This window comes from Leuconostoc gasicomitatum LMG 18811 (genome assembly GCF_000196855.1).
In the GTDB taxonomy this organism is placed as follows: Bacteria; Bacillota; Bacilli; order Lactobacillales; family Lactobacillaceae; genus Leuconostoc; species Leuconostoc gasicomitatum.
Genome location: NC_014319.1, coordinates 923,804 through 942,663, shown reverse-complemented (window position 1 = coordinate 942,663; position 18,860 = coordinate 923,804). Strand labels below are relative to the sequence as shown.

General features: G+C 37.0%; 20 protein-coding genes. 2 read left to right on the top strand and 18 right to left on the bottom strand.

Translation table 11 applies throughout. The features are described 5' to 3' along the window. Positions 1–73 precede the first annotated feature (73 nt). Complete coding sequence (locus LEGAS_RS04620) at positions 74–718, top strand: Crp/Fnr family transcriptional regulator (protein WP_013231543.1); 645 nt, start codon at positions 74–76, stop codon at positions 716–718. Between the two features lie 110 nt (positions 719–828). On the opposite strand, the gene LEGAS_RS04615 is transcribed toward LEGAS_RS04620, so the two are convergent. From LEGAS_RS04615 to LEGAS_RS04540, 16 genes are all read right to left on the bottom strand, one after another. Further along, positions 829–1,593, bottom strand: a complete 765-nt coding sequence (locus LEGAS_RS04615; RefSeq protein WP_013231542.1) for a ribonuclease HII — start codon at positions 1,591–1,593, stop codon at positions 829–831. Next, on the bottom strand, positions 1,586–2,440 hold the full coding sequence (gene ylqF, locus LEGAS_RS04610) for a ribosome biogenesis GTPase YlqF (protein ID WP_013231541.1): 855 nt from the start codon (positions 2,438–2,440) through the stop codon (positions 1,586–1,588). Before ylqF ends, LEGAS_RS04615 begins: the two co-directional genes overlap by 8 nt. A gap of 52 nt (positions 2,441–2,492) precedes the next feature. Continuing rightward, positions 2,493–2,723, bottom strand: coding sequence for a YozE family protein (locus LEGAS_RS04605; RefSeq protein ID WP_010386703.1), 231 nt, complete (start codon positions 2,721–2,723; stop codon positions 2,493–2,495). Then, the gene (locus LEGAS_RS04600; protein WP_013231540.1) at positions 2,710–3,321 is read right to left on the bottom strand and encodes a YpmS family protein; all 612 of its coding nucleotides are present in this window, start codon (positions 3,319–3,321) and stop codon (positions 2,710–2,712) included. The genes LEGAS_RS04605 and LEGAS_RS04600 overlap by 14 nt, the downstream gene beginning before the upstream one ends. Continuing rightward, positions 3,303–4,229: a GDSL-type esterase/lipase family protein gene (locus LEGAS_RS04595; protein ID WP_013231539.1), complete on the bottom strand. Its 927-nt coding sequence runs from the start codon at positions 4,227–4,229 to the stop codon at positions 3,303–3,305. The genes LEGAS_RS04600 and LEGAS_RS04595 overlap by 19 nt, the downstream gene beginning before the upstream one ends. Before the next feature lie 132 nt (positions 4,230–4,361). After that, entirely contained in the window at positions 4,362–5,597 is a 1,236-nt protein-coding gene (pepT, locus tag LEGAS_RS04590; protein ID WP_013231538.1) for a peptidase T, read from the bottom strand. A 104-nt stretch (positions 5,598–5,701) separates the two neighbouring features. Further along, entirely contained in the window at positions 5,702–6,496 is a 795-nt protein-coding gene (locus tag LEGAS_RS04585) for a Nif3-like dinuclear metal center hexameric protein (RefSeq protein WP_013231537.1), read from the bottom strand. Continuing rightward, positions 6,493–7,188: a tRNA (adenine(22)-N(1))-methyltransferase gene (locus LEGAS_RS04580; protein ID WP_013231536.1), complete on the bottom strand. Its 696-nt coding sequence runs from the start codon at positions 7,186–7,188 to the stop codon at positions 6,493–6,495. The genes LEGAS_RS04585 and LEGAS_RS04580 overlap by 4 nt, the downstream gene beginning before the upstream one ends. Before the next feature lie 107 nt (positions 7,189–7,295). Then, positions 7,296–8,480, bottom strand: coding sequence for an iron-containing alcohol dehydrogenase (locus LEGAS_RS04575; RefSeq protein WP_013231535.1), 1,185 nt, complete (start codon positions 8,478–8,480; stop codon positions 7,296–7,298). Between the two features lie 37 nt (positions 8,481–8,517). Next, positions 8,518–9,606 (bottom strand): o-succinylbenzoate synthase, encoded by a 1,089-nt coding sequence (gene menC, locus LEGAS_RS04570; RefSeq protein WP_010386716.1) that lies wholly within the window; start codon positions 9,604–9,606, stop codon positions 8,518–8,520. Further along, complete coding sequence (gene menH / locus LEGAS_RS04565; RefSeq protein WP_013231534.1) at positions 9,593–10,408, bottom strand: 2-succinyl-6-hydroxy-2,4-cyclohexadiene-1-carboxylate synthase; 816 nt, start codon at positions 10,406–10,408, stop codon at positions 9,593–9,595. Before menH ends, menC begins: the two co-directional genes overlap by 14 nt. Continuing rightward, entirely contained in the window at positions 10,401–12,029 is a 1,629-nt protein-coding gene (menD, locus tag LEGAS_RS04560) for a 2-succinyl-5-enolpyruvyl-6-hydroxy-3-cyclohexene-1-carboxylic-acid synthase (RefSeq protein ID WP_013231533.1), read from the bottom strand. Before menD ends, menH begins: the two co-directional genes overlap by 8 nt. Next, positions 12,019–13,212: an isochorismate synthase gene (locus LEGAS_RS04555; protein WP_010387457.1), complete on the bottom strand. Its 1,194-nt coding sequence runs from the start codon at positions 13,210–13,212 to the stop codon at positions 12,019–12,021. Before LEGAS_RS04555 ends, menD begins: the two co-directional genes overlap by 11 nt. A 55-nt stretch (positions 13,213–13,267) precedes the next feature. Then, positions 13,268–13,771, bottom strand: coding sequence for an ECF transporter S component (locus LEGAS_RS04550; RefSeq protein WP_013231532.1), 504 nt, complete (start codon positions 13,769–13,771; stop codon positions 13,268–13,270). After that, positions 13,755–14,570: a bifunctional hydroxymethylpyrimidine kinase/phosphomethylpyrimidine kinase gene (locus LEGAS_RS04545; RefSeq protein ID WP_010387458.1), complete on the bottom strand. Its 816-nt coding sequence runs from the start codon at positions 14,568–14,570 to the stop codon at positions 13,755–13,757. Before LEGAS_RS04545 ends, LEGAS_RS04550 begins: the two co-directional genes overlap by 17 nt. 19 nt (positions 14,571–14,589) lie before the next feature. Further along, on the bottom strand, positions 14,590–15,048 hold the full coding sequence (locus LEGAS_RS04540; RefSeq protein ID WP_013231531.1) for a hypothetical protein: 459 nt from the start codon (positions 15,046–15,048) through the stop codon (positions 14,590–14,592). Positions 15,049–15,150: 102 nt separating this feature from the next. On the opposite strand from LEGAS_RS04540, the gene LEGAS_RS04535 reads away from it, so the two are divergent. Further along, positions 15,151–16,035, top strand: a complete 885-nt coding sequence (locus tag LEGAS_RS04535) for a YitT family protein (protein ID WP_013231530.1) — start codon at positions 15,151–15,153, stop codon at positions 16,033–16,035. A 36-nt stretch (positions 16,036–16,071) separates the two neighbouring features. Here the strand turns inward: LEGAS_RS04535 and LEGAS_RS04530 are convergent, their stop codons facing one another. Both LEGAS_RS04530 and LEGAS_RS04525 read right to left on the bottom strand, forming a co-directional pair. Next, positions 16,072–16,641, bottom strand: coding sequence for a GNAT family N-acetyltransferase (locus tag LEGAS_RS04530; RefSeq protein WP_010389375.1), 570 nt, complete (start codon positions 16,639–16,641; stop codon positions 16,072–16,074). After that, complete coding sequence (locus LEGAS_RS04525; RefSeq protein WP_010389376.1) at positions 16,638–18,833, bottom strand: Tex family protein; 2,196 nt, start codon at positions 18,831–18,833, stop codon at positions 16,638–16,640. The genes LEGAS_RS04530 and LEGAS_RS04525 overlap by 4 nt, the downstream gene beginning before the upstream one ends. Between the last annotated feature and the right edge of the window lie 27 nt (positions 18,834–18,860).

Here is an 18,860-nt window from a genome sequence, read left to right as displayed (position 1 = left end):
ACTTTTCTTGATACTTTTATTGTATAATTAATTCACATACAAAAAATTGACTTGGATCAAGAAAGAGTGAAAAATGTCACATTCTGCTTTTGCCTGTATTAAAGCGGCACCTATTTTTTCCCAACTACCCGATGTGTTGATTGAAGAACTAGTCAACATATCCATACACCAAAAAAAATATGCTGCTGGCAGTTATATTTATGAGCCTGATGATGATTTGTCTGCTTTAATTATTGTTGATACTGGGAAAATTGACGTTTTAAATGTTAACGAGAATGGTCAAGAACTGCTTTTATACACGTTACATAGTCATCAAGTCGACGTCGAATCTTCTTTGTTTACCGATGCGCTTCATCATCACTTTGCTCGTGCAAAAATTGATTCAAGTGTTTGCATGATTCGCCGAACAGATTTTCAAAATTTATTACAAGAAAATCCAAAATTATCTTTACATATGTTGAATGTGTATGGTGAACGTTTAACTGAATTAGAACAGCGCCAAATTAGTTTATCATTACAAAGTGCAGATGAGCGGTTACTTAAATATCTTCATGAAATTGCTGCGATACAAATGAACAATACATTTGAATTAGCCATAACCAAAAAAGAATTAGCTGTTTCACTACATATTACACCAGAAACATTGAGTCGCTTATTTAAAAAGCTAGTTACAAACGGGACTATTATATTAGATAAACGAAAAATTATCCTGCTTTAATCATGATTTATTTGCAATTTTAAACAATAAAAAAGAACATGACATACCCAAAATCTCCAAGTAAGCTAGATTTTTTCTAACTTGCTTGGAGATTTTTGAGTGTTTCATATTTATAACTGGTCATGCACTGGTTGAAATGATTGGCGATGAATTGGCGTAATCCCTCTTTTTTTAAGGCCATCTAAGTGTTCTTTGGTCCCATAACCAGCGTTATTAGCAAAACCATAGCCTGGATACATCACACTATACTCTGTCATTAAGCGATCACGTGTCACCTTAGCTATAATACTTGCAGCACCAATTGAATTACTCAACGCATCACCTTTTATCAGTGATTCTTGTGTGATTGGTATATCTAATGACATCGCATCAATTAATAGTACTTCTGGTTCCGGTGCAAGATCTTTTACTGCTTTTGTCATAGCCAGTTTGGCTGCTTGGTAAATATTAATGTCATCTATTGTGGCTGCGTCGACTATCCCAACTCCGATTGAGATAGCCTGTTCAATAATGATATGATATAACATTTCACGTTTTTTTGCTGACAACTGTTTTGAATCAATCACATCAATATGATGAAAATCAGATGGTAGAATAACTGCTGCTGCGATTACCGGGCCTGCTAATGGGCCACGGCCAACCTCATCAATCCCTGCAATATATGTCACGCCTTGATCCCAATAATGGCGTTCAAAGGAAAAGCGTCCTTGAAAAGCTTCTTCTTGCTGACGAAGTTTTGCATAATGCTTATCCCAAGATTTCAGTGCTGTTTGAACACCTATACGCGAATCTGCTCGCCACTTCAATAAACGAACATCAAATATATCGTCAATTTGTTTCAGTAAAGATCTAATGCTACTAATGGTTTCAGTCATTTGTCGCCACAATTAAATCTAAAGTAAATGTTCCGAGTTTTCCTTTGCGTAGATCATTTAATAACCGTTCACTCGCTTTTTCATAATTATCTTTAAAACCAAGTTTATTTGTAATTTCGAGTAATATTTGCACATTTTCTTGGTCAAAAATATCTTCTGTCAAATGATATCTCTCAATAATTGATTCAGGTCGATAATTTCTAAAAAATCCAATCAAAAATAACGCCGCATCATCTTTGGCAAAAATTGTATCTTTAACTGCACCTGTTAATGCTAATTTCATACCAATGACTTGATCTTCAAACTTAGGCCATAACACACCTGGTGAATCTAATAAATCTAATTTAGTTGGCGTTTTCAACCAAGCAATTTTTTTAGTCACCCCGGGACGATCTGCAGTTGGTGCGACGTTTTTCATAACTAAATGATTAAGTAAAGTTGATTTCCCGACATTTGGAATACCAGTAATCATTGCCCGAATGGGTTGATCCTGAATGCCACGGGCAGTTTGTGCTGCTTTTTTTGATGCCACTGCACGTCGAGCTGCTTTTATAACCAACTGTGGTGTACGCGGATCGCGTGTATCGAGTACCAAAACAGTATGTCCTTCTGATTCAAAGCGTGCTTTCCATGCTCGAATCTGTTCAGGATCTGCTAAATCTGCCTTTGTCATAATTAACAGGCGCGGTTTTGAACCAATTAGCTTATCAACTTCTGGATTACGTGAACTTTCTGGAATTCGTGCATCAACGAGTTCAAAAATCACATCAACTAATTTTAAATTTTCGCGCATTAAGCGAAAAGCTTTAGCCATATGGCCAGGGAACCATTGTATTATTTGTGCCATGAGTATATATGTATACGCTTTCTATCGCGTGAATACATTTCCTATCTTAAATTTATGTGCTTGCAGTATGATATAGTTCCCATGCTTGATCAAAAGTTGTCATACTCATCAAGTATGTCGTATTTTCTTCCAAATATTTTGAAATTTCATCAAAATCAAAACTTTGTTTGGGAAATGTTAAATCTAAAAAAGCGTTATTCGCAAACTGCTGTATTTCGTTAGCCGAAACTGTGTTTCTGTTTGTCATTAACCAACTATAAAATGAGCGACTACTTTTTGCCATTAGCAAGACCCCCTTCAAAAATAAAACTATCTGATTTCATATCAATCACTTTCGCTCGAAAAGACATGCCTTGCGTCACCGGCAATTGCGTCATATCAATAAAAATTTGCTTCTTTTTAGGATTAATTTCCACAAACTTTGGCGCATCATAACTCGTTTTAACATATTGCAGAACCGCACTGATTGGTAATGGTAAATTGCCAATAGCTAATTTTTGTGCGGTTAAAATAACATTCCCATTTTTTGTAATTTCTGGTCGTAGCATCATACCAAACTTAAAATTTTCTCCGAGAAATTTTGCGCTACCATACATCATAATATTATTCTCAACACGAAAAGAATAGCCATTAGCATGATAATCACTCAAATAATAAGCAACTAACGCATTAACTTGTTTTTTATTGAGTGACACATCAAATGTGGCATCTGAAGTGGCAATTTTAGACCTGTGATCTGTCATTGCTGCTGGTTGTGCCGCAATATGAAATAAAAAAATACCAGTTAATAAGATTATACCTAAAAGTGACCAAAATGACCAAAACCAAGGTGACTGTTTCCGTTTCAAAAATTGCGGTCTTTTTAATGTTTTATCAACCATTTTTCCTGTTCCTTTCTCATGACGTGGTACAGTTGTGTTGTCATATAATTATAACCAATATTATTTGGATGGTAATTATCTGTCTGACTAATCCATGTATTATTGACATGTGTTGCACCCATCAAAGTTGCTGTCATAGCTTGATTGCTATTTTGATCTTCAGTTGCTTTTTTAACAGCTTGTTGGCCCAATGATTGCCGCATTTTTTTTGATCGATATTGACCAAACGTTAAGTCAAACGAATCAACATAGTAACTGTTTTTGTCTTGCTTAGCGGCATGGCTATTAATTGTGTTAAATCGTTGTACATCTTGGTTTAAATCTTCTCTTTGTGGAAAATGGACAAACAATGGGTTATAATTACCAAAAATAAAAATAGGTGCCTGTCGATTGTATGTTCTAATTTCATGGAAAAGCCGTGTTAATTTAGTTTGATAGGTAGCCTGTTCACTGACTACAGCAGTCGTTAAGTCCGTGGGCGTTTTTGCAAATACATTTTTTAGCAACGATTGCTGTAGATCATTCCCCCCAGAAGTCAAAACAATGACATTAGCTTGCTTAACAGCATGTTGAAATTTAGGTTGTGCAGTCAGGCGTTCCTGAATTTGATCTGATCGATCACCTGATTTACCAAAATTTGACATATTGACAGCAATATTATACTGTATTTCAATTCTTTTTGCAATGCGTCCAGAATAGCCCTGCTCTCCTTTATCATCACCAATACCTTCTGTTAAAGAGTCACCCAATGTAACTAAATTAATATGCTTTACTTTAGCTAATTTTGCTGCTTTTTGTGGTGAAGCATTTTTAACCGATGGTTGCGTTTGTTTGAGCCAAATAAATGCAATCATACCCAGTAAAATGACAATAGCGAATGTGATTAATATTTTTAAATTTTTTCTCATTATTTTCCTCTAGAAATATGTATACTCCATTGTATCAAAAATATTGGACCCACGCTAAACCACTACTTAAGTCATGCAATTTTGTGCATAAGGATTTAAAAAAGCAACCAATCATGATTGCTCTAACAGTTTTTATTTTGCTAATGCAATAATTTTTAAAATCGTATCGGTAGCCTGTGACATCACAGTCGTAGATACATATTCAAAACGACCATGCATATTCTCACCGCCAGCAAACAGATTAGGTGTTGGCAAACCGAGGAAAGTGATTTTTGAACCATCCGTACCACCACGAACAGGTTCGATAATAGGAGCAATGTTTAGCGCTAGCATCGCTTCTTTGGCCAATGATACCGATCGCATATCATCCTTTAAAATTTCACCCATATTATAATACTGGTCCTTTAGTGTGATAGTCACACGTTCTTGACCAAAATTCGTGTTGAACTGGTTCACAATATCTAATAATTTTTGCTTGCGGTTTTCAAATTTCTGACGGTCATGATCACGTATAATGTAACGTAATTGTGCTGATTCTGGATTACCTTCAATTGCCATCACATGCCAAAATCCTTCACGGCCTGTTGTATGTTCTGGACGATCGGCTTCAGGCAATTGCGCGTGAAAATCAAATGCGACTTGAATAGCATTAACCATGGTATCTTTTGCAGTACCTGGGTGAACATTGCGTCCCTGTATATCAATTATTGCGCTTGCTGCCGAAAATGTTTCCCATTCCAACTCACCAGCAGGTCCACCGTCCACCGTGTAGGCAAAATCAGCACCAAAGGCATTTGTATCAAAATTGTCTGCCCCAATACCAATTTCTTCGTCTGGACCAAAAGCAAAACGTAAATCCCCATGCAAAATATTTGGATGAGACACAAGATACTTTGCAGCAGTCACTATTTCTGCAACCCCAGCCTTGTCATCAGCACCAAGTAAAGTCGTGCCGTCTGTTGTGATCAAAGTATGTCCGACATATTTTCTCAAACTTGGAAATTCTGTTGGTTTAAGTATATAGCCACTATTTCCCAAGTTTATATTGGACTCACCATCATAATTTTCAATTATTTGTGGCTTAACATTGGTGCCATTAAAATCTGCCGTATCAACATGCGCAATAAAACCAATAGTTGGTATTTTTTTGTTGTCAGTATTACTTGCTAACTCAGCAAAAACATAGCCATCTGGCATTATACGAACATTTGTTAATCCAATAACTTGTAGTTCTTCAGCTAATTTAGACAAAAAATCGACTTCCTTAGGAGATGAAGGGACTGTTTGTGAATTTTCATCAGATCGTGTGTCAACTGCAACATATTTCAAAAAAAGTTGTGTTAGTTCTGGATATTTTTCATTTTTCATGCGTATCATATGATTTTTAGCTATTGTTATTAACAAATATTAGCAAAATTAAAATCATTTTTCCTTTCGAATTTGGCATTATTGACGTCAAAACGCCACTATTTTTAAAGATAAGTATATGGGTCCGTGTTAATACTGGTTGGAAAAACAGTGAGCGTGTTGTCATTTTCAAACCACAATTTTACTTTTTCAGACATGTGCTTATTGGCTATGGCTTCCATATGATGATCTGGATCAATGACTACAAAGTCAGCAGCTAAAATATCATGTCCAACGTGATAGTATATATCAGCTGTCACGTATGCATCAGCACCTGCAGCCTGAGCGATAGGCCAAAACTTGCCACCATCGCCACCAAGAACCGCCACTTTTTGAATCGATTGGTTTAAATCATTGGCAATAATTCGAACTGTTTTAACGCCAAACACATCGCGTATTTTTTTAGCATACGCCTGTACAGTCATACTTTCAGGCAAACACCCTATGCGTCCTAATCCTGTTTTACCATCATCATTTGGTTTTATTGGTATAGCATTTTGAATACCAATTGCTTCAGCAAGCCAATCGTTCATACCATCAACTGTACTATCTAGATTAGTATGTGTTGCGTAAACAACAATATTATGTTTAATCAAATCAGCGTACATTTTGTTTTGCGGAACACTTAAATCTAAATTTTTTGCTGGCAAAAACATAACTTCATGATGTGCCCAAATAAAATCGACATGTTGTTCAATGGCTTCTTGGACAACTGCTGGTCTGACATCAAGCACCGTCATAACACGATGAATCACTTGATGTGGGTCTCCTATTTGTAAACCAACAGGGTCTCCTGACTCAGCCAGATCTTTGGGCGCAAACGCTTCAATTTTATGAATTAAATCCTGTGCAATAATCATGAAATGGCCGCCTGAATTTGATTGTAGCGTAATTGCCATTGCCTATATGCATCTGTATCTGATTTACCTGCAGCCTTTAACTGGTTAAAAATTAGCGTAATACGTTCACTCTCTTTTTGCCATTTAGCAACAAAAGTTGCTGTTTTTTCTACTCTTAAGTAAGGTCCAAATATTAAATCAAGGTCAGATAACTGTTGCTGTTGTTCCCCAACTACTGCAGCAATAATTTCATAAAAATGACTCTCTTCTTGTACAATTGTCTCAGCAATAATTTGATAGTCCTGTGCCGCTAGCCACCTTCGAACAATTTGTTCATCCGTATTTGGCTGTAATACAAGTGTCTTGAAAGTTTTTTCTTGTTTTTTACCAGCATTTAAGATGTTACTAATTAAAATGCCTCCCATACCAGCAATAGTGACCGTATCGACATTGTCCGTCTCATTGATTGCTGCTAAACCATTAGCTAGTCGTACATCGGCGTGCGCCAGAAGATGACGTTTTTTTAATTCATGATGCGCGTTATCTAGTGGCCCTTTAGCTACTTCGCCAACAATGGCATGGCTAATCTTATCATTAAGTAATAAGTTTACTGGCAGATAAGCATGATCAGAACCAATATCTGCCAATCGCGCATTTAAAGGTACAAAATCAGCAACTGCTTTTAAGCGCGGTGAAAGATGTATGCTGTCCATAGTTAAAATCCTTTAATATTAGTATATCACGATTAGATAGTTTATGATTATTTACTCATTGTGTGCTAACAAAAAAGTTAGCATTGATTTGCTAACCTGAGCACATCCTACTTACTGAAATCGTGATCTGTCATTGCTTCTTCAAATAAATGAACCACATCTGCAGCTTGTAGAGTTACATATGCTTCATGATTCAAATAACCAACCATTACGGCACTTTCAGCCATATTTTGAAAATATGTGTCATCGATAATGCCAACTTCGGGTAGTGTGGTTGGAACTTCAAGCGATTTTATCCAATTAAACGTTTCTTGGATAGCGAGTTGAGCAACCTCTTTATCAGTACCCGTTAATCCCCAGACTTGACGACCAAACTGAGCAAATCTTGGTAAAGTTTCATCAGACAATGCATGTTTCATCCATCGTGGTGTCATAATTCCCAACCCAACCCCATGTGTAATATCATAATAAGCTGATAACTCATGTTCAATAGGATGTACAGTCCAGCCATTTTGATTACCAACACTCGTTAGACCATTCAATGACATTGTTGCGGCCCACATTAATGTCGCACGTGCATCATAATTATCAGGTTCTGCTAAGGCAATCGGTGCATTTTTAATGACTGCCCGATATAATCCTTCCATAATACCTGATGTCACATCATTGGCGCCATTATCGAAATATTGCTCTGTCAAATGACTAAAAATATCAATTGATCCGGCAGCTGTTTGCCACTTTGAAACCGAGTATGTCAATTGTGGATCCAAAAATGACACTGCTGGTGTTTTTGGACCATATGTTCCTAATTTTTGATGTGTATCTGGGTTAGAAATCACTGATCCAGTATTCATCTCTGTTCCTGTCGCTGATAAGGTTAGAATATCAACTAATGGTAATTGTTCAATTGTTTGACGTTTTGCTGAATCTACTACTAATTCCCATGGATCTGCATCATAAAATTTAGAAGAAGCAATCACTTTAGCGGCATCAATTACTGATCCACCACCAACAGCCAAGATAACATCAATATCATTATTTTTTACCAATGTTTGGCCTTTACGTACGGAACTGATTTTAGGATTAGGTGAAACTTCTGACAGTTCAACAACGTTCATGTCGGATAATAAGCTCATAACACGGTCGTAAAGACCTGATTTTTTAATTGAGCCACTGCCAAAGACCAATAAAACATTATTGCCAAATTGTGCGATAGCATCGTGCAGTTCTGCCTCTAAGCGATCTTTCCCAAAACGAATCGACGTTTTATTTTGAAATTTGAAATTATTCATCATGATTATATGCAATTCCTTTCCAATTATAAGTCTATTATAACACGTCAAAAGAGTCATCTAAAGTCACGCCAAGACCACTCCTGGTTGGCACAGTCATTAATCCTTGTGCTATTTCAAATGTTTCAACTGTCATATCATGCTCAAAATAACGACTACTTTCAGATATGTCTCCCGCAAAAGTAATGTTTTGTAGACTAGCCATTGCGAGATCAACAGCTCGGCCTAAATTACTACTCAACATGCCACCTATCCATGGTTTAATGCCAGCATGACTAGCAAGTTGAATTGCTTTAAATGCCGCAGTAATGCCACCTATTTTGGCTTGTTTAATGGTAACCGCTTTGGCAGCATGCAACGCAATCATTGTATGGATATCATCTAAGCTATTAATACTTTCATCTAAACTTAAAAAATGTGGTGTCTTTTTTTGAAAAAAAGCATGATCAACAAAATCTTTTTCAGAAAATGGTTGTTCAATAAAAGTAACATTTTCAGGTAGTTGATTAAAAAAATCTGCTGTTTGTCTACTAAAGCTACTATTAGCGTCCAATGAAAATTGCTGATTAGGAAATTGATTTAATCGCTCAATTAATTTTTGTTTATCTAACAGTTGCGCATCAATCTTTATTTTAATGCGTTGATATCCCTTATCAATAGCTCGTTTAATATCACTTACATCAGCATTTACATCAAGTACAATCCCTACCGGCACACATTGCTTTGTCCCGCCAATCATTTGTGCCAAAGATCGATTTGTTAGTTTACCTACGGCATCCCAAGCCGCCATTTCAACACCAGCCTTTGCAAAAGAACCAAACGGCGTCAAACGTTCCAGCTTTTCAGCAAATTGTTGTGGTGATTCAAAGGTTAAGTTTTGAATCATTGGATTAATCATAGTGCTCACAATATCTCGGCTAACTGATTGATTTTCAAGCGTATAACTAAAGTCAGCAAAAGATTGTATTTCACCTAACCCAATTGTCTTTTTACCGGTAGCACTGTGACTAACTGTCAGTTTAACTAGTGTCAATGGGCGGTTTTTAGTGGTACTATGCGCTGTTTTAAAAGTTTGCTTTAATCTTAAAGAAATGGGTATCATTTCCAATGCTTCAATACGATACATTTTTTAATACCTCAATGACTTGTTTTGGTTGCTCCACATGCATATTATGGCCGGCATTTTCAATCACATGCTTTTGACCACTAGGTAAAAGTCTGACCATGTCATCTGCGATTTGATTAAATTTTTGATCTAACTCACCAACAAGTAATATAGTTGGTGTTTTTAATTGTGTTAGTTTGGGCCAAAAATTAACCTGTACCCCTGTTCCCATATGCTTTAAAGAATTAGCAACGTTTTGCGGTTGTTGCGCTAAGCGTTGTGCCCTAATGGCCTGACGTTGTGTTGCTACCAAGTCTTTTTGTGTTGCAAACAATGGCAATTTTTCCCAGTTTAAAACAAATTCATGAAAATCTGTCAGTATTTGTTTTATTCTTTCATTATCTGCTGCACGCCGTTTTTTTCGATTTAAAGCTGAATTAAGACCAGCTGATGCACTTTCAAGAAATAATTGATTAATCAATTCATTGTGCGAAAATGCGAATCCAAGTGCTAATCTACCGCCCATTGAGTAGCCTAACAAATTAATATTGGACCAGTTATAAGTTTTTAAAATCAATTGAATATCAGCAATTTGTGCTGCCATTTCAAAACGTTTTGGATCATCAACTATATTTGCTTTTTCACCAAACCCTAGCAAATCAAAAGTCATTACCTCTCCTGGTAACTCATTAATTATCGCATCAAAATCATGATGTGTTCCCATAAACCCATGAAGTAATACCCACTTTGTTACCGTCTCATCATTTATTTGATGGAAAACATGATATGAATAACCTGCTACAGTAACAATTTTTCTATTCATGCTGTACACCACCCATTAACTGCTGATGTGCTTTAACATTATTCGAGCGATTACTTTCAAATTCAATCAATCTTGTTCCAGTAACGGGGGTTTTAATCACCCGCTCTAATTCATCAGCCGTTTTTATTTTCACATACGCTAATTCATATAAGTCAGCAATTTTTGACACATTTAAATTAAGCGGTGTTCCAAATAACATATCAAAATATGACTCTGCCGTCGCCTGTGGTAAAAAGGAAAATATAGCCCCACCGTTGTTATTGATCACAATGATATCAATTGGTAAGTGATATTGTCGCGCCATCATGAGACCATTCATATCATGAAATAACGTTAAATCACCGGTTAACAATACACTACGCCTTGGTGAAGTGCTGCTCATTCCTAAAGCAGTCGAGACAATACCATCAATACCATTTGCCCCACGATTGGCATAAATATTTTGTGTTGTCTGTCCAGTAAAAACATCATCCATATCACGAATAGCCATACTATTAGCAACAAACACAGCCGTTTGATCTGGTAAAACACGATCTAAAACATGTGCAATACTTGCTTCTCCGGTAATGTGTCGTTTTTTTTGATTTAAATGTTGCCATTGCTGATAAAAATCGGCATCATTGTTGACAGATATTTGTGATAAAAAAGAAGTTGGCGACACTTGCGAGACACGTGATACATGTCTCGAGTGATCAGCTAACGTATCTTCACCGACAAACCAGACTGGTATATTTTCTGATTTTAACCATTCCAATATACGAGCCGAAATTGGTGTTGCACCAAACCGAATGACAAGATCTGGTTGATAAATCGCCGTCAAAATATTGGCCTTAATCAGTGCATCAATACCATAAATGGTTGCTTTCTGTCGTGTACGGCTTAACACATCAGCAATAACTGGTACATGATATTTTTTTGAAAAATTGAGAACTTCAGACTGGTAGTCATTGCCTTCATTTGGACCTGCAATAATAACTACTCGCGATTCAGAAAGCTGCATTGGTGGCATACTATCAGCTGTTTTATCAAATTTTAGGGGTGGCACAACAATTGTGGTTGGTTCGTTTAATTGTGGCATTAATGGTTTACGTAACGGTAAATTGATCTGCAGTGGTCCTTTGGGTGCCATCACTATCTCATGAACTAATTTCTGTGTCATGAAATCAATATATGATGTCACATCTGGTTGTTCATCCTGTAAGGTAAACACCACAAATTTTTTTGTTAACGCACCAAATATTTGATGTTGTGGTATCGTTTGCGGTGCACCATTATCTTGCAATTCTATCGGCCTATCTGTCGATAAAACAATAAGTGGAATATGTGAAATGTGAGCTTCAGCAACAGCCGAGGTATATTCAGTAATCGCTGTGCCAGAGGTTCCTAAGAGCGCCACTGGTTCAAGTAACCTTTTTGCAATACCTAACGCAAAGAACCCGGCCGAACGTTCATCTACATCAATATAGAGTTTGATGTTTTTATTTTGTCGTGCATATTCTGCTAATAATAATGCAACTGGTGTTGTGCGCGATCCTGGTGACACAACAAAATGCCTGACACCACTTTGATAAAGTGCGTGCAATAGATGTTTCGTATTTTTAGTAAGCGAATTAATTGTCATTGACATCACCTTTCAGTAATTGTCGCATTGGTTCTAATTTCAAATTAGTTTCTTGGTATTCTTGTGTCGCATTGGAATCAGAAACAATACCTGCACCAGCAAATAAAGTTGCCGTATGCGCTGCATGATTGATATACATTGATCTAATGCCTACAACAAACTCACCACTATTATTTGACGTGTAATAGCCAATAGGTGCTGCAAATAAACCACGCGGCGACCTTTCATGCGCTCTAATGTAGTCTAACGCCTGTTTTTGTGGCACACCACCGAGTGCTGGCGTCGGATGTAGGGCATTGACAATATCAAGTACTGTGTATTTTTTGATTAATCGGGCACTAATTGGCGTATACAAATGCTGCAATTGCCTGTTTTGTAATAAGATTGGTTGAGGTGGTAAATTTAAACTGGTTGTCATATTTTGTATTTTTTGATAAATACTATTGACAACATATCGATGCTCTTGTTGATTTTTATGGCTATTTAGTAGCATATCACCAAGTAATTTATCTTCAGTTTGTGTATTTCCTCTACGAATTGTACCAGCAACTGCTGCTGTTGTAACCGCCCCATCAGTCACTTTAACTAAACGTTCTGGTGTTGCTGAAACAAACATTTCCTTCTGATACTTTAAAATAACATGATATGTATTTTTTTGTGTGATTAACGCATGAACGAGCGTTGAAGCCAATAATGTGTCTGAAAGTGCATACTGATGTTGCCTTCCAAAAACAACTTTCTTGAGTTTGTCATTACTAATGATTGTATTAATTAACTTTTGTGTCCGTGATGTCCAGTCTAATTCGCTCGTTATAACATGGCTGACTACTTTGGATCTGGCTATGGTCTTGAATTTCGTTAACCATTCGTTAAAATTCTCGACAGTATCAGATTCAAAAATAACAATATTTTGAGTAATCTTCACAAAAATTATGGGAACAAACCAAATGCCATTCATTAATTTAGAGTTTTCTACAACTTGTTGATCAAAAGGATAACCACCAAATATCATAGTACCATTCAATTTATTTGGCACATCAGCCTCTTGTTGTGCGCCAAAACCAAACAACTCTTCTTGACCATCCACGGTCTTAAAATAAGCCGTAATATTAAAAAAGTCTAATGCACGATTAAGTTGTGCTCTATCGCTATCACATAGGTCACGTGAAAAATGATACTTCATGAAATACACCTCATCACATGAAAAAGCAACAGACAAAAACCTGTCGCCTTTTCTTTTAATTTCTAAAATTAATTTGCGGTAACCGTTTAAATACTGGGATTAAAGCGAGTGCAATAATCAAACCCATAACTGCTTGCGCTATGTTACCAACAATTGATGCTAGTCCAGCTGTCCAGTTATATAAAAATGTGCCAGCTAACAGATAGCCAATAATCATAATTAATGAGCCAATTACTAGACCAATAATTTGACTAGGCAATTTTTTTTGATAACCAAAATAACCAACAACTAACCCTTCCATACCATGGATTACCAACGAGAAAATCATCCATTGTGGATAGCCAGCCAACAAATCCAGTAGCAAACCACTGAGTCCACCCACAATTAAACCATTTCGTGCACCACCAAGTATCGCAGTCAGAAATATACCAGCCTCAACTAAATTGACAAAGCCATTTGTTGCCGGTACTGGAATTCTAACGATATATGACAATGAAACATTCAGTGCAATCATCACTGCTACTATAGTCATTTGCTTGGTATTAAATTTTTGTTTCATGATTGTTTCTCCGTGCACCCTGCCATACATTGCCATCACTGAACTTTGAATTTAATGTCACCCCGTTTTGAATGCCCTGCCAAACAAAATCTTTTGCATCCTTAAGCGCATGAATCATATCAAGTGAATACCCTAAATTAGCAGCAAGACCTGCAGATAAAGTACACCCTGCACCATTGTGATATAGTTCAGATGTCTGTATCTTATCTTGCTGAAATATATAAAATGCTTCACGATCAAATAATAGATCAATTGCTTCATTACCTGGGAGTTTAGAACCGCCCTTAACAACAATATTCTTGCATCCATACTGAGCAATAGTAGTTGCCGCTTGTTTCATATCATCAACACTATCAATTCGCTGGTTCGCTAAAATTTGTGCCTCATTTAGATTTGGCGTGACAATAGTAGCTAGCGGTAATAACTGCGTTTTCAACGTATCTGCGATACTTTTAATGTTAATCTGATCCGTTTCTTTAAACACCATCACTGGATCAACCACAATTGGCACATTTATTTGTGCTAAATAGCTAGTGACAAGATTTATAATCTCAGGTGTAGGAAGGAGGCCGACCTTGACTGCTACAATATCATCTAATGATAATACAGATTTCAATTGTGCTTCAATAATTTTAAGGTCTACTGGATATATTTCAAAATCAGTTGGTGTTATCGTGACAATTGCCGTGATCACACTCAATCCAAAATGACCATAGTTAGCAAAAGTTGCTAAATCGGCCTGAATACCACCACCAGCAAGAGAATCTGAACCGGCAATCGTTAAAATTTTATGTGGCATATGATACTCTCTTACTATTTTATTTTTCGGATGCAATAAAACTAATATTGTGGCCATCATCCGTTACTGAAGTAACAACAGCATTGTCACCACCAGATGTAATGGACCATGAATAATAGCGGCCATGGGATTTAGCCCAGTTTATTGCCTCTTTAATGCTCTTCCCTTTCAAATGAGCCGAATCTTTATCAGGGCTACTAGAAGAAGACGAACTAGATGATTGTGACGAATCAGTAGCACGGCTAGAGTTACTTTCATCACCAGATTCTTTCACATTTGAATCAATTGTTTCGTTAATTGTACTACTATTTGCGGTACTTTGTGATATTGGTTCTGACGTTTTTGGTGACGACGAGTAACCAATATAGATAAACACACCTAATCCAATAATAACTATTCCTGCCATTAAAATAAAAAAATTACGTATGTTATGCGTTGATTTCTGAAATTTAGGACGTTTATAATCATTATCTGCCATATGCACCTCTCAATTTAACTTATTATACCAAATTTACAGACGTCCCTGCCAATAGATTTTATGATAAAATGAAATCAATGTATTTGAGGAGAAAAATTGTCTATGGACAATACAAATTTAGCACGTATTTCAATAAAAGATATCATTATGATTATGATTGGCACAGGTTTTTATGGTTGGAGTCTAATTAATATTAATATCACCAATCAATTAGCTGAGGGTGGATTATCTGGTATTACATTGATCTTACTGGCATTATTTAACTGGAATCCTGCATATACCAACTTAATTCTAAACATTCCTTTACTGATTATCGGTTACCGTGTTCTTGGCCGACGGTCTTTAATATATACAATTTGGGGCATCATTTCATTATCATTTTGGCTCTATGTCTGGCAAAAATTTCCAATGCCTCCAGCACTTCACCATGACATGCTAATTGCCGGTCTTTTGGCTGGCATTATGTCAGGCATTGGTCTTGGTGTTGTGTTTAGGTTTGGCGGTACCTCTGGTGGTACAGATGTGATTGCACGCATTATGGAACAAAAATTAGGTATTCAAATTGGCCGTACGATGTTTGCCTTAGATGCTGTTGTGCTATTGATGTCTTTAATTTATATTGACGTGATCCACATGATGTACACTTTAATTGCCTCATTTGTATTTGCACAAGTCGTTGGTTTAACACAACAAGGTGCTTATACTGCCAGGTCATTTATGATTTTTACGGATTATCCTGAAGAAATATCACATGCAATTATGCATGAGTTGGAACGCGGTACAAGTTTATTAAAATCAGAAGGTGGCTACTCACATCGCGAGCAGCGAGTTGTTTACGCTGTTGTTGATCCATCTGAAGTCAGCACCGTACAACATATCATTCAAGAAATCGACCCTAAAGCATTTGTCTCTATATTTACGGCACAAGAACAATTAGGCGAAGGCTTTTCTTACCTACGCCCCAAGAAAAAATTTTTCTTCTTCTAAAAAAGTTCTCACTAGCAGTAGCCAGTGAGAACTTTTTCACAGTTTTTTTTGCATATGTGTATAGGCATGTTTGCCAATCATTATTTTGCCTACCGACTCAAAACCTAACGCTGCATATAACTTTTGGGCCCTTGGATTACCATCATCAACATTTAATCCAATTGTCTCTCGCGATTCTTGCTTGGCACGAATTTCAGCATTTTTGATCAATTGCTTGCCAATTCCTTGTCCACGCGCAGCGTCTGTCACAACAATTGAATCAAGATACCATTCATTGTCAAAAACTTCTGAATCACTAAACAACCAGCGATGATAACTATATTTATCTGCTAGTATCGTCTGCAGCGTATTATCAAGTATCTTTTCTTCTGTGTCTGGATAACCAAAAAGAACCCCCACCACTTCATTGTCATCATTTTTGGCAACTATTGCACGACTGTAATGATAGCGACTTTTCTCTGATGTCGCGACCGCAAGCGTCCATGCCGCCTGGACATCAGCAACACTCAATTCCTCATATATTTCTAATGCCATATCATCAAAAATTGTTTGTTCAAGTTTTAAAATCGCTGCTTGATCGATTTGTTTAGCAGGTTGTATAATCATTCATTACTCTCCTCTGGACTAATCATTGTTAGTCCAATTCGTTGACGCTTCTCATCAATGTCAACCACCCAAACATCAACAATATCACCAACAGCAACAACTTCAGATGGTGCTTTCACACGACGTTTTGCCAAGCGAGAAATGTGAACCAATCCGTCATGTTTAACACCAAGATCAACAAATGCACCAAAATCAACGACATTTCGCACAGTACCTTGCATTTTCATACCAGATTTTAAGTCTTCAATATGTAAAATATCTGATTTTAATAGCGCCCCTACCATTTCTGAACGTCCATCACGACCTGGTTTTTGTAAACTACTAATCACATCATGTAGTGTTTGCATACCAATTGACAGTTTATCCGCTATGTCTGCTTTATCCAACATCGTTAACGCATCATTGGCTGATTGCGTTGCTAACGTTTGCGGTGTTACATGAGCCAACTCTAGAAGCTGTTTAGCAGCCGGATAGCTCTCCGGATGGATATCTGTATTATCCAATATATTTTTACCTGATAAAATTCGTAAGAATCCTGCTGATTGTTCAAAAGCTTTTGGTCCTAATCGCGTCACTTTTCTAAGCTGTGTTCGAGAAGTGAATTCACCATTTTCATGACGATATGTCACAATATTTTGAGCTAGAATTTTGTTCAAACCTGCAATATGTGTGAGTAACGCCACACTTGCTGTGTTCAAATTAACACCGACCTGATTAACTGCTGTCTCTACAACATGATCAACTTGTTCATCAAGTGATTTAGCGTTAAGGTCATGTTGATACTGACCTACACCAACTGATTTTGGGTCGATTTTAATTAATTCTGCTAAAGGATCTTGGATACGACGACCGATAGAAATTGCCGAGCGCTCTTCAACATGTAAATCGGGAAATTCTTCTCGCGCTGCATCGGATGCAGAATAAACTGAAGCGCCTGCCTCATTAACGATTGCATACTGTACACCATTTGGTAAGTGTGCAGCGACAAATTCCTCTGATTCACGTGAAGCCGTACCATTTCCAATTGCGACCAATTGGACATCAAATTCATGTATTAAGGATTCAAATATTTCACCTGCCTCATGTCGTTGCTGTGCATTGGCCGGTTTATGCGGATAGATAACTTGCTTTTTTAAAAACTCGCCATTGCCATCAACGATAGCCAACTTAGAACCCGTCCTAAATCCTGGATCAAATCCCATGACAATTTTTTCTTTAAGTGGCGCTTGCATTAATAAATGATACAAATTATCTCCAAAAACTTTAATAGCTTGTTCTTGTGCTTGTGTCGTTAATTCTTGTCTGATTTCACGTGCTACAGCAGGCTGAATAAAACGCTTATAAGCATCCTCAATAGCTGCACGTAGTATTACGTATCCTAATCCAGATGCGGGTTGTCCCTTTAATTCTTTTGTTTGAATAAAATGAATCATCCGGGCTTCGGTAAAATCAATTTTAACCGATAAAATCCCCTCTTTTTCGCCACGATTAACTGCTAAAATGCGAAATTTGTTATCACGCAATGTTTTAATTGGCTCATTGTAATCATAATATTGCTCGTAAACTTCTTGTTCATCTTTTTCTTTACCAGAACGCTTGATGCTTGATATTAACACACCATCTGTACTCATTCGTGTGCGTAACCATTGCCGATAAAGAGCATTTTCACCAATTTGTTCTGCTAATATTTCATGTAGGCCTGCTAACACATCTTCTGAAGTTGGTAGTGCATCATTAATGTACAATGCGCTAGGAATATCAGTCGTTACATGTAAAAGGACGAAATCAGCTAGTGGCTGTAAACCGTTTTCTCGAGCTACCATTGCTTTTGTACGTCTTTTTTGTTTATAAGGTAGATATAAGTCTTCCACAATTTGTAATGTTTCTGCAGATTGAATTGCTTTTTGTAAATCCGGTGTGAGCTGTTGCTGCTCTTGCACAGCTTTTAAAACAGTGTGCTTACGATCAGCCAAATCCTGAACTTTTTTAGCCGTTGATTGAATATCTCGAATTTGTACTTCATCAAGTTCACCCGTCATTTCTTTACGATATCGAGAAATGAAGGGGACCGTAGCGCCATCGCCTAATAACGTTAGTGTAGCGTTAACCTGTTTAAAAGTAATGTTAAGTACTTGAGACACTTGTTTAGCAGTATCTGCCTGTGTTAGTTCTGTTATAACGAGCTCTGTCATGTTGTTGTTTACCGTGATCTTCTTTCA